This is a genomic window from Rhizobium sp. N122, assembly GCF_002211295.1.
Taxonomy (GTDB): domain Bacteria; phylum Pseudomonadota; class Alphaproteobacteria; order Rhizobiales; family Rhizobiaceae; genus Rhizobium.
On sequence record NZ_LOKU01000066.1, the window covers coordinates 1 to 11,790 of the forward strand.

9 protein-coding genes and 3 pseudogenes are annotated in these 11,790 nt (G+C 54.1%); 8 read left to right on the top strand and 4 right to left on the bottom strand.

Annotated features, from left to right (window positions below):
* Positions 1–438, bottom strand: a 438-nt coding sequence (locus tag ATY75_RS29390) for a leucine zipper domain-containing protein (RefSeq protein WP_143535360.1), incomplete at its 3' end; no start/stop codon positions are given.
* Between the two features lie 465 nt (positions 439–903).
* On the opposite strand from ATY75_RS29390, the pseudogene ATY75_RS35650 reads away from it, so the two are divergent.
* Positions 904–1,463 (top strand): annotated as a pseudogene (locus ATY75_RS35650) (Tn3 family transposase); the annotation flags it as partial.
* Between the two features lie 454 nt (positions 1,464–1,917).
* Positions 1,918–3,020 (top strand): IS3-like element ISRel21 family transposase gene (locus tag ATY75_RS29400; protein ID WP_088940187.1). Its coding sequence is split into 2 segments (ribosomal slippage): positions 1,918–2,179 and positions 2,179–3,020, totalling 1,104 coding nucleotides; the frame shifts between segments, so codons are not numbered across the junction.
* 621 nt (positions 3,021–3,641) lie between these two features.
* Here the strand turns inward: ATY75_RS29400 and ATY75_RS35355 are convergent.
* Positions 3,642–3,959 carry a hypothetical protein gene (locus tag ATY75_RS35355; RefSeq protein ID WP_245317659.1) on the bottom strand — a complete coding sequence of 106 codons (318 nt, stop codon included), beginning with the start codon at positions 3,957–3,959 and terminating at the stop codon, positions 3,642–3,644.
* Positions 3,960–4,313: 354 nt separating this feature from the next.
* Between ATY75_RS35355 and ATY75_RS29410 the strand changes: the two genes are divergently transcribed.
* Both ATY75_RS29410 and ATY75_RS29415 read left to right on the top strand, forming a co-directional pair.
* Entirely contained in the window at positions 4,314–5,006 is a 693-nt protein-coding gene (locus ATY75_RS29410) for a DUF6875 domain-containing protein (RefSeq protein ID WP_088940188.1), read from the top strand.
* Positions 5,007–5,091: 85 nt separating this feature from the next.
* Positions 5,092–5,613, top strand: a complete 522-nt coding sequence (locus ATY75_RS29415; RefSeq protein WP_004677747.1) for a YbaK/EbsC family protein — start codon at positions 5,092–5,094, stop codon at positions 5,611–5,613.
* A gap of 155 nt (positions 5,614–5,768) precedes the next feature.
* On the opposite strand, the pseudogene ATY75_RS29420 reads toward ATY75_RS29415, so the two are convergent.
* Positions 5,769–6,511: pseudogene (locus ATY75_RS29420) on the bottom strand (transposase); the annotation flags it as partial.
* Between the two features lie 901 nt (positions 6,512–7,412).
* Here ATY75_RS29420 and ATY75_RS29425 point away from each other — a divergent pair.
* The 3 genes from ATY75_RS29425 (at position 7,413) to ATY75_RS34830 (ending at position 9,927) form a co-directional block, all read left to right on the top strand.
* Positions 7,413–8,438, top strand: a complete 1,026-nt coding sequence (locus tag ATY75_RS29425) for an LLM class flavin-dependent oxidoreductase (RefSeq protein ID WP_088940189.1) — start codon at positions 7,413–7,415, stop codon at positions 8,436–8,438.
* Positions 8,439–8,589: 151 nt separating this feature from the next.
* Positions 8,590–9,498 (top strand): transcriptional regulator NodD3, encoded by a 909-nt coding sequence (nodD3, locus tag ATY75_RS29430; protein ID WP_088940190.1) that lies wholly within the window; start codon positions 8,590–8,592, stop codon positions 9,496–9,498.
* 81 nt (positions 9,499–9,579) lie between these two features.
* On the top strand, positions 9,580–9,927 hold the full coding sequence (locus ATY75_RS34830) for a hypothetical protein (RefSeq protein ID WP_082975954.1): 348 nt from the start codon (positions 9,580–9,582) through the stop codon (positions 9,925–9,927).
* Here the strand turns inward: ATY75_RS34830 and nodD2 are convergent.
* Complete coding sequence (gene nodD2 / locus ATY75_RS29440; RefSeq protein ID WP_004677768.1) at positions 9,907–10,863, bottom strand: transcriptional regulator NodD2; 957 nt, start codon at positions 10,861–10,863, stop codon at positions 9,907–9,909. The two genes, ATY75_RS34830 and nodD2, sit on opposite strands and share 21 nt — an antisense overlap.
* A 547-nt stretch (positions 10,864–11,410) precedes the next feature.
* Here nodD2 and ATY75_RS29450 point away from each other — a divergent pair.
* Positions 11,411–11,790: pseudogene (locus ATY75_RS29450) on the top strand (transposase); the annotation flags it as partial.

Below are 11,790 nucleotides of genomic sequence, written 5' to 3' on the forward strand. Positions count from 1 at the left end.
GAATTTGCCGAGTTTCTTGATGTCGATATGGATGAGTTCGCCGGGCTGGTCGCGTTCGTAGCGCCGCACCGGCTCAGCCGGGGCCAAGGCCTTGAGCTTGTTCAGGCCAAGGCGCTTGAGGATGCGGCTGACTGTGGCTGGCGAGACACCCGTCTCCTTGGCGATGTGTTGGCCGGTCATGCGCAGGCGGCGTAACGTCTCGATCCGGGCGGCGGTGGCCTGCGAGGTCGGATGATACAGGCGGTGCGGTCGGGAACTGCGATCATTGAGACCGGCCTCGCCCTCCCGTCGATAGCGCCTTACCCACTTATAGACAGTCTTCACGCAGACGCCGAAAGCCGCAGCGACGGCCATCGGTCGCTGTCCTTCCATCAGCACGCGGTGCGCAATTACCGCTCGACGGAGCGGCGTGAGGCGGGCATTCATATGGATGTCCATTCGGTCCCCCGAGAATCACTGAAGCTTCGACAACCTCAGCTTTCCCGGTCCGGATCGAATGGACAACCTATTGGAAGCTCACACCTAGAGCGCCGAGACGTGCCAAACCGCACATCACGCTGTCGCAAGCACGACAAACCGAGTAGGGTTCTGAATGAACGTCCTGAACAGGATCGACAGCTCCAAAGTTCGGCGGCGACGGTACAGTTGAGACTCGGCGCTTAGTAAGCGCGCCCCCATCCGCGTAGCCCCCATCGAGCTTGCCGTCGATTTTTGTTGCTGCTGATGCACTCTGAAACCTGGTGAATTGTTAGTGGCCCTCCGCACGATAGTGGGCGCGGATGCGCCGCTTGGTGCCGCGGGCCTTGTCCCTATCGGCAGATGCTATGGCCGGATGTGTCAAGTAAAAGATCCACCGGATGCGAAAAGAAACACGAGACACCTATTGGGCAATGCTTGGGCGGGTCCCGACGCTATGGCGATCTCAGACCTGCACTTGTTCCGGCCCAGGCTGTGGCCGACAGCGATCGTCTCGCGGGGCCGTTGCGACAGGAGGATAGCTGGCAAATCTCAAGCTCACCTCGACATCCGGTTACGCGAGCTTGGCCGCGCCAGCTCGGGCTGTTACGATTCCGGGCGGCTCGATTGCGAAGGCGACGTCCAGACGTGGATGCTGCGACTGGCTTCTGCGAAGCATTCAGTCATCTGCGTACAGGAGCGCCCTGCGATGAACGTCATCCTCGCAGAAGAGACTGGCTTTGGCCTGCGCATGATGGCCGATGCCACAGACACCCACACCTTGTGGGTGTTAATCCGTGTTCGACAGTGGCATGTCGAGAGCGAAGCGTACGACCGGGCGCTAGCCAGGGTGGTCGAGGCGCAGGCGGGGTTACCGATCCATGGGCACTCCGGCTTCGAGCGACGGCCTATTATTTGCCGCCACAGCGCAAGACGACGCCCTGGTAAACGTGAAATACGGCAGGATGCTAGGCCTTCAGGCCTACAGCCAGGTCTCGGATCGATACGGGTCGATCCGTCTATCGTCCTCGTCGATCGGACGCTTGAGCCATTCCAGCGCCGCGATGGCGGACCCGATGTGCTGCATTGTTCCGGAATTCGAGCAGGCTCAGCAGCCTCGGCAACATGCGTGGATAATGAAATGCCGTAGGAGGAACGTGGCACCGCCTGGGCTCGCTGCTTAGGAACCGCCAATCTTGTATTTGCGGACCAGAGCCGAAAGTATCGCCTGTTCGGCAATTTCGGCACCGCTCCGTCGAGGGCCTTGATCGCGGACCCGGCGATGCGAGCCAAAAGGCGCTCCTCGCTGGCCCCTTTTCAATTTCTTGGCGATCGAGGCGACGGCCCTACGTTCCCATTCGCCACCATCTTGTGCACTTTGATCTGAACCCTTCAAATTGGACCAATTTTGGTTAGAGTTTTCCGGTGCATTTTCCTGGCTGGGAAAGGGACCAGAAGACGATGAAAGCGTCGCAGTTTTCGGACGCTCAGAAGGCGTTCATTCTGAAGCAAGGTGATGAAGGCGTGTCGGTTGCTGAAATCTGCAGGAAGGCGGGGATCAGCCAGGCGACTTATTTCAACTGGAAGAAAAAATACGCGGGCATGCTGCCACCGGAGATGAAGAGGCTGAAACAGCTCGAGGACGAGAATTCGCGCCTGAAGAAGATCGTCGCGGATCTGACGCTGGACCGCGAGATGTTGCAGGATGTCATCCGCCGAAAGCTCTAAGGCCTGCTCGGAAGCGGGAGATGGTGAAAGGCATGTGCTGCGATTGGGCGATCTCGATCCGACGTGCTTGTGGAGCGTTGAACTTCGATCGATCAACTCACCACTATACCTCTCGCCGTGCTGATCAGGCCGGTCTGGAACGTCGTATTCGCGAGATCTGCGAGATCCGTGTGCGGTACGGCTATCGCCGCGTGCATGTGCTTTTGGAACGCGAGGGTTGGGGCACCAACATCAAGCGAACCTACCGCATTTACAGGGACTTGGGGCTACAGTTGCGGAACAAGACACCGAAGCGGAGGGTAAAAGCCCAGCTTCGCGAGGATCGGCGCATGGCCGTCGGACCCAACGACGTCTGGGCGATGGACTTCGTTCACGACCAACTCGCAACGGGTAAGAAACTGCGCGTGCTGACGGTGGTCGACACCTTCTCGCGCTACGTGCCGGTGCTTGATCCACGTCATAGCTATAGAGGCGAAGACGTTGTGCAAACCCTTGAACGGGTGTGCCAAAAAGCCGGCTATCCGAAAACGATCCGTGTCGACCAAGGGACCGAGTTCGTGTCGCGCGACTTGGACCTGTGGGCCTATTCCAAGGGCGTGACGTTGGACTTCTCACGCCCCGGCAAGCCGACTGATAATGCTTTCATCGAAGCGTTCAATGGCCGCTTCCGTGCAGAATGCCTGAACCAGGATTGGTTCCTGACCCTTGCGGATGCCCGCGAAAAGATGGAGGATTGGCGTAGATACTACAATGAGGAAAGACCTCATGGTGCGATCGGCAACAAGGTGCCGATCTCGTTGGTGAATTCGGGAGGCGCAACCAGCCCGCCTCCCTGAATGAAGCCGGAAAACTCTAGCATCCGGTGGTCCAACGTTTGGGAGCGGTTCAGAAATTCTCAGTGGCAGGTCAGACGCCGGATGAAAATTCAGTGGCAGGTCACACTGTCTCGACCAAGAGATGGAGGACCGCGTCAGCGGTTTCCGCCTCGCCTAAAAAGATAGCGTAAATGCCAAGGTGATAAGGCTGAGGATGCCGCCGAACTTCCCGCGCAGTTTCTTGGCCGAAACGACGATACAGCCGCTCCCCCTAGCAGCGCCTGCACCGGCCGTCAGGCCGGTTAAGCGAAGCGGGTTACCTCGATGAAGCTTGTTTACGGAGGAAACATTTGATTGATGAAAGGATAAACGCGCGCGAGACCGGCTTCTTACTTTTGCTTTCCCACAATAAAACTCGCTAAAATTTCCTGGCTTTTCGATCGACTCTCTTTTGAGAGGAACCCACAGGTGCCCCAGAAGACGCTGGCGATTTATCAATAGATGAAGAACTTGCCGTTGCCATCCATTCCTCAGGAAGCGTAGCTACTTGAGCGGCACTGTCAATCGCTCTACGGCAGTCATCAAGGAAGTCAGCTATATATTCATTGACATAGACAACCAACGGCTCCTTTGGAACAACAATCAGACGCCGTTTGTCCGTTTTATCCCGAGTGATGTCGATGAACCCACGCAAATGCGCTGCCTCGACATACTTTGGCAAACAGTCTGGTTTTTGAAAGGCAGATAGCGACACGCCTGCATCTTCGTCATGGGTTTGTTATTGGCGTCCATATGATATACTTTAAGCATCAATCCAAGAATATTCCTCAGGAATAGTTTTTCTTCGGAATTTTCGCTAAAGAGATCTGACAAAAACGAGTCAATTTTCTCAAGCTTATGCTTTACGCCGACGTCGATCTGTTCTGGCGTATATATTTCTCTTCGTGTTGTCTTCGCCACGGCCACGCCTCTGCGGAATGGGTCGTTCTGTTTTCACCCAAAGCCTGTTACCGGATCCCATCGCGGCGACATTTATCATATGCATGTCTTCATAACTACGACGAATATAAGAATTTGCGGGCGGTCGTGAGACTAACCTTCATCGTGCACGAGCCCCCGCTCTTGTTTTCACATCCATTTAAAAAAACAGTTACACAAGTGTAACTACGAGTGCTACCAAAAATTCGGGAGCTTCGCTTCCAATGGAAGGTCGGTCTCTTGATTGGCCCCCGACCAGCTCGCCCGCCGCCCGAGCTGGCATGCAAGAGCCCGACCTTCCGTTTTGCACGTGGCTTTTCGAACCAGGGGTCCGAAATGAATAAAGAGATTTGGAAAGATTACAGCCAACCTTTCGGGACGATTGGTCCATTGATGACAGTGGGCGAAATTCTGGAAAAGAATATTGATGCGGGATACAACGCCTATGATGAGTATGCAAACGCAGCTCTTCAGAAATTTGCTCGGTATGCCTCAGAATTCCTCTCCAATCCACATCCTCATTTAGGTCGGGACGGGAGCGTTTGCCCTTTCGTTCCCGAGGCTCTGACGAAGGGGCTTTTACGGGTTGCCGCGTCGCAAGCTGTTGCAGTTGACGAAATCGAAAACGATTTGGCGCGTATGCTCGCCGTCTTCAGCCAGATGAAACCCGTAAAGTCCTTCAACGATCGAACGGGCGACTGGATCTATAAGGCCATTATCATTGCCCTTCCTGGAATACAGGATGAAGGAGAGATCATCAGGATTGGTCAACTGCAAAAACGGCTGAAGCCCGACTTCATTCAGGAAGGTTTCATGATCGGTGAATTTTATCCGGGTTGCCCGGAGCCCGGTTTGCACAACAGGATGTTTCGACCGCTCGACACGGTTCCAGCCTTGGCTATTCGGCATATCACCAAATATGATGCTCCTTTCATGCTCGATAGCGATAAGTGCCTGGAGGCTTACTTCAGTATTTTTGGGAACGAGGGTCGCCGCCGCATTAGGCAGCTTTTGGAGCGAACCGCCTGAAACTTACTCGCAAGAGGGCTGTACTCGCAGTCGCTGAAACAGCTATCCTCGATCGTCCTACCAGGTGAACCGGAAGGAAACGACTATGTTGGACGTTCATCCGAACGTACTTGCTGAACTGCACCAGATCGGAGCGTCGACGGTACGATTGTGGCGCTATAGTGAGTTCGCCACCCCTATTACATCTCCTTCCGATTTAGCCTCCGCTATCGGCGTTCCCGTGGGGCGCGTTGCAAAGACGATGATTATTGCCGAGCAGAAAGCGAACGATGTGATGCGCCGGTCTCATCCTGCGCGCCACCTTTGTGCCGTTTTGCTGCCATCACCTTCAAAGATTGACATGAAAGCGGTTGCTGGCACGTATGGATGGAAACGAGCCGAGCTTGCTCAGAAAGAACAGGTACTCGATCTCTTCGGCTACCCGTCAGGAAGCGTATCACCATTCGGTCTCCAGAAGATCGCTGTACTGATCGACACCGCCCTTTTTTCTTATCCTACCGTAGTCACAGGTGCGGGCAAGGTTGGAGTCGAGCTTGAGATCGACACAAGCATGCTTTGGAAGATCGGGCAGCCGTTACAGACGCGTGGACGGGCCAGTCAAACCTAACGCCTCGTCACCTTTCATAGAGATGCCGTGAGGTAGGTTATTTCTTCGGGAAAGGAAATGCGGTTCCACGTAACGGCGCCTCGATTAGAGAATGAGGGTTCAATACGTATGTTGCGTAATCGGACTCATAGTGCGCACTATAACGAAAATCGTCACACCCGTCCCAACGTCTGCACGACATCTTCACCTCGATAGCTGTGAGGCGGATCAAGCGCGGGAACATAGCGTGAGAAGGTGGCGACCACCGTCAGGACCCGCAGTTTCTTTCCGGTTGCGAGCTGGTCGTGAACGAAGTCCATCGCCCACACGTCATTTGGTCCGACAGCCATTTGCCGATCCTCGCGAAGTTTCGCCTTAACACGGCGCTTCCGAGTCTTATTCCGCAGCTGCAGTCCCAAGTCCCTGTAAATGCGATAGGTTCGCTTGATGTTGGTGCCCCAACCCTCGCGTTCCAAAAGCACATGCACGCGACGATAGCCGTAGCGCACCCGCGCTCAGGTCTAGACCGGCCTCGGCGCGGCGAGAGATGTAGTGATCGGTCGACCGATCGAAGTTCAACGCGCCACAGGCACGCCGGATCGAGATCGCCCAATCGCGGCACATGACACCACCTCCCGCTACCCCTCAGGCCTTAGAGCTTTCGGCGGATGGCGTCCTGCAGCATCTCACGGTCCAACGTCAGATCCGCGACGATCTTCTTCAATCGCGAATTCCCGTCCTCAAGCTGCTTGCGCCTCTTCATCTCTGGCGGCAACATGCCGGCGTACTTTTTCTTCCAGTTGAAGTAAGTCGTCTGACTGATCCCCGCCTTGCGACAAATCTCCGCGATCGAGACGCCCTCATCACCCTGCTTCAAAATGAACGCCTTCTGAGCGTCCGAAAACTGCGATGCCTTCATCGTGTTCCGTTCCTTTTCCCAGCCAGGAAAATGCACCGGAAAAACTCTAACCAAAATTGGTCCAGTTTGAAGGGTTGAGAGCAATTTCCCTATCGTAAAACCTGTGATCCTATGAAGTTAAGATGGGGAATGTTAAGGACATACAACAGCATGCACGAAAGACGCGGAAGCCAACTGCGTCACATCTATTTCTGGTATCGGCGCTGTTGCGCTGCGGCCAAAACCGCACTGGCTCCTGATCCTTCCACCTTCGGAAGGGGCCGTGATCTCGCCTGGGTCGACCGTATGCTAGTTCGATCAGCAACCCTTTGACGGTGAAGATTCCTGGTTATTCACCTGGTGGATCAATGCCATACACACAATCAATTTTACGAAGCCATGGGATGTTATTAAACACCTCGATTATGAATTGGGGACCCCATGATGTTGCTCCACCGAGAGCAGCCGAGGGCAAGGTCACAGACCTGGCCGGTAAATGGAGACGAACATGGCCAACGTGGAACTGCAGAAGGCGCTCTCGTCTGCCAATCAAGGGCCGAGACATAGCTCTGGGTCCTTTCTTCGCCTACTGCAGGAGCCTCGTCGCATTAAACCGAATACCAGCATTAACACATTTGGGTCGCCACAAAAGCTGAACAACCACTATCCGATCTTGCCAATCCTTGGCTTCTCAAAAGTGAACGGAGCTGTGGGTATGTGAGATGGGGTGTTACCCACCGCGAAGTCATACATGAATACGAATGATTCAATGTCATTTCAACGTGAGCATTATGATCAGCTCATCGGCGTCAGCATCGTTTTTTAGAACCAGCAGCTTTTCGATGATTCCTGGCGAAAGACATCGGGGTCACCCTCCGGTCTTGGTCACCGAAAATTAACCGCCAAACTTGGAGACATTTAAATGACAAACTCTCTTCCCGCAAAGCTGATGGTTGGTATCTTCGACCATTTGGACGAAGACGGAAGGGAGATTGCGCGCCAGTATGAAGATCGGATGAAGTTGGCAGAGGTCTGCGATCGCCTTGGCTTTTATGGATATCACGTCGCAGAGCACCACTGTACTCCCCACGGCAGAGGACCTTCGCCGAATCTATTTCTAGCAAGCGTAGCTCAGCGCACGCAGCATCTTCGTCTCGGTCCTTTGGTTATGCTGTTGAACCTTTATCATCCGTTACGTGCGTTTGAAGAAATTTGCATGCTGGATCATCTGAGCGGTGGCAGGCTCGAGTTGGGCATGGGGCGCGGCTCCTTACCAATCGAATGGAGCTTTTTCGGTATTGATGAGGAGGTGGCGACATCGCGCTATCTCGAAGCCAGCGAGATCGTCATCCAAGCGATGAAGGAAGGAGCTCAGGCTCTTTCCTACAAAGGCGACCACTTTGAACTAGACAAAGTCCCGTTGATGTTGCGGCCACACCAACGTCCTCAGCCTCCGACATGGATTACAACCAGTCGTCCTGAGGTTGCGCGCTGGGCGGCTGAGAACGATACAAATCTTGCCTGCGGGGGCCCTGCTTCTGCTGTTCGCCAGATCACTGATGCCTACCGAGCACACGAGAGACGTACCGCCGGGGGCAGGAAACGGGCGCCGTTCCTTGGGTTGGTCCGAATGGTGGTGGCCGGCAGCACGACGAAGCATGCCATTTCGCTCGCGGCCCCGGCTTATCAACGGTGGCTTCGGAGCTTTAGGTTTCTGTACGAGATTAACGGGATACAGACTCCTCAGAACCTCCCGCCGGATTTTGATGCAGCAGTAGACTGTCAGTTGTGCGTAGTTGGTACTGCTGCTTCAGTTAGGCAAGATCTTCTCGATCATGTCGAGGAAGCAGGTGCTAATTATCTTCTTTGCCAGCTGGCGTTTGGTGATTTGCCATTGGAGGCTTCCTATTACACTGCAACGAGCGTTCACTCTGGAGTTATGGCTTAATCTGGACTGGCCTCAGGTTGCTTTCCGATCACAGAGATTAAGTCTCTGTGGCCGCGCCCTCAAATCGATTGAGGAGCGCCAAGGCGAATTCAGCCATCGCCGTAGGAACAGCCATTGTGGAATGGGCTGCACTATTGGATAGTTAAAAGATATGCGATTTAAGGGCCTCGATCTAAATCTCCTTGTCGCGCTCGATGCACTAATGATTGAGCGCAACCTTACTGCGGCGGCACGTAGCATTAATCTGAGCCAGCCCGCAATGAGTGCAGCCGTCCGCCGGCTCCGCTCCTATTTCCGCGATGAACTATTTACGATGCGTGGTCGTGAGTTCGTTCCAACTCCGCGTGCGGAAGACCTCGCGCCTGCGATTCGTGAGGCTTTACAGCATATTCGGCTCAATATCATACCCTGGGATAAATTTAATCCTGATCAATCAGATCGTCATTTCCGAGTAAGCTTATGCGATTTCGTTACAGTTGTTCTTTTTCAGAAGATACTGGAGCGTCTTGCGCGGGAAGCACCCGGCATTAGTTTTGACTTGCTGCCTCTTACTGACAATCCAGACGAGCTATTGCGACGCGGCGACGTAGACTTCCTTATTAGCCCACCGCTATTCATGTCGAGCGCGCACCCTAAGATAGATCTATTTCAGGAACGACTGACTTGCGTCGGCTGCAGTAATAACAAACAACTTGAGGAAGCCCTTACTGCCGAGGAGTATTCTTCAATGGGGCACGCGGTAGTTAGGTTCGGCCGGACGCAGCAGCCTACCATAGAAGATTGCTTCTTGCAGGAGCATGGCCTCAAGAGGCGGGTCGAAGTCGTTGTTTCAAGCTTTAGCATGATCCCTGCCGCCCTAATGGGCACCGATCGCATCGCAACCGTTCCGTTACGACTAGTTGGGCTTTTTGAGGACACGATACCATTGCGGATGACTGCGCCCCCGATAGCGCTGCCGACATTCACCGAGGCAGTCCAATGGCCGGTACTTCACGACAAAGATCCGGCAAATATCTGGATGCGAGATATAATGGTTCAGGAGGCAGCGCGATTGCCGTGACCATCCTGAAACCTAGGAAGCTGGGCTGCATTGGGAGCGACGACCCGCGACGCGGCCGATTAGCTGAAGACGGCACCACCTGTGAGTGACCCGCAGGCCATTTTATCGACGAAGCTGAGCGCTACGTCCGTCGCCGATCGGCCGCCCTTCGGACGATTGCGCGACGTGCTGTCCAGCACCTTCGGCGGCAAATCGAAGGGTGCTGGGGGACCACAATTGCTCCGCACCGCAACCCGCCGCTACCGCCGCAAATACAGCAACCCAAAACCGTCGGAGCGAACTCAAAACTGGATAAAACTTGGGGGCAAGGTCAGCGGCCTTCCCCGGATGGATACCTTTGAAAAGCCTCTTTGGTGGCTGTTGAACTTATTCGGGCTCGGGCGGATCTTACTCAAGCAGGAACCTTGGTCAGGAACCGGATTGTTGTAGCAACCCATGTATTTTAGGTGCGTTGGAGGACATCATACGAGAAGCTTCCTCAACCAATATCTCCCTGAACCAGATGCTCCCTGGATCGGCATTATGGAGCGCTGGCCATTGAACAGCTTCTGTGAAGACGGGGAGCGGTAACGGAAGGTTGATGATCCGCAAAGGGAAAGTACTTTCGTAATGCTCGACTAAGCGAAGCGGTAGGTTAGCTATGCGGTTCGTGCCACGCAGGACTGGTGGTATTAAGCTAAACCCTTGCACGACGACCTCCACCCGCCTCTGAATACCATTCTCGAGCAAGAACCAGCCCTCGACCGATGGCTTCAAAAAGCGCCCAAACGCGGCAGCGACGTGTCCCGTGGAGACATATTGCTCGATCGTCAGCGCTGAAGGTAGGTCCACATTTGTCGAACAGGCTACACATACAAACTTCTCTGTGAACAGTTTTGCGCTCGGGTGTGCGCCCGAGAGAAAAAATTCAGGCACGATGAGGAAGTCGACGTCACCGCGGCTAAGCATCTCGTACGGATCACTATCCAAAGGCAGCAACTCAAAGCTGACTGCGGGCGCTTCTCGAGCAACTCGCTCAATGATTTTATTGAAGTATATCAGCATCATGAAATCGGACAGAACTATTCTAAAGCATCTGTCAGACTTCGACGGGTTAAACGGCTCCCAAGAGATGATTGAGCATTGTACCTGCAAGAGAGTTTCACGCACTGCCGAGGCAAGTCCTTCGGCACGGGGCGTCAGCCGAAGTTCTCGACCATTCATTGTAAACAATTCGTCGCGGAAATAGTCCCGAAGCCTACCAATGGCGGCACTCATTGCTGGTTGACTTAGATTGATACTACGTGCGGCAGCCGTTAGGTTGCGCTCGGTCGTGAGCGCATCCAATGCAACGAGCAGGTTTAGATCAAGGCCCTTGAAACGCATCTTTAGTCACATCCAAACAACGGATATTTTATATCCAAACAATCGATTTTTCCAGTACAGAACCTTCCAGCATAGATCCAATGAAGGTTCGTCAAAAAGGCTTAGGTTAGTTTGGTGATCAATTAAGTAGGCCGCATAGTTACGATAGACGTTATAGTTGCAGATAATCCACTTTAAATATCGAATGGCACCTTAGCAATAGGCGATGTGGAGCGGCCCGAGCGACATGAAATGCTAGTGAACGGATGGGCGGAAGTAGGTTCATCATATCGCGATACCGGAGAGGCTTTGCCGTACGCTGGCTATCGACTGGCGGGCTCCTTCTGTTTGGAAGCATGTTCAAGATATTGGTGGCGTGCCAGTAATTTGTGATGAAAAGATCAACGCGCCTGAAGGCGCTTGAGGAAGAGAACGCCACACTGAAGAGACTGCTCGCCGAGCAGATCCTGGATACGGCCCCACTTCCCGAGCTCCTTAAAAAAAATGACCTGCCACTGCGAATTTCCTCCAGAATTGATCAGAGTCCGGCCCATCAAAGGACGGACGAATGAAGAAGCAGAGATTTACCGAAGAGCAGATTATTGCGGTGCTGAAGGAGCAGGAGGCTGGTGCGAAGGCCGCCGACCTTTGCCGCAAGCACGGAATTTCAGAAGCGACGTTTTACAACTGGAAAGCCAAATACGGCGGCATGGAAATCTCTGAGGCCAAGCGGCTGAAGGCGCTTGAAGATGAGAATGCCAAGCTGAAGAAGCTGCTCGCCGAGCAGATGCTGGACGCAGCAGCACTCCGCGAGCTACTTTCAAAAAAATGGTAGGGCCTGCCGCCAAGCGTGAAGCCGTCACGCATCTGAAGGCCGTGATGGGTCTTTCGGAGCGGCGGGCCTGCCAGATCATATCCGCCGACCGCAAGACGGTGCGTTATCGGTCC

Bases quoted from the DNA above. Each gene is read 5' to 3' on its own strand.
- ATY75_RS29410 (WP_088940188.1), top strand. From the start codon at position 4,314: ATGAATAAAGAGATTTGGAAAGATTACAGCCAACCTTTCGGGACGATT.
- ATY75_RS29415 (WP_004677747.1), top strand. From the start codon at position 5,092: ATGTTGGACGTTCATCCGAACGTACTTGCTGAACTGCACCAGATCGGA.
- ATY75_RS29425 (WP_088940189.1), top strand. From the start codon at position 7,413: ATGACAAACTCTCTTCCCGCAAAGCTGATGGTTGGTATCTTCGACCAT.
- nodD3 (WP_088940190.1), top strand. From the start codon at position 8,590: ATGCGATTTAAGGGCCTCGATCTAAATCTCCTTGTCGCGCTCGATGCA.
- nodD2 (WP_004677768.1), bottom strand. From the start codon at position 10,863: ATGCGTTTCAAGGGCCTTGATCTAAACCTGCTCGTTGCATTGGATGCG.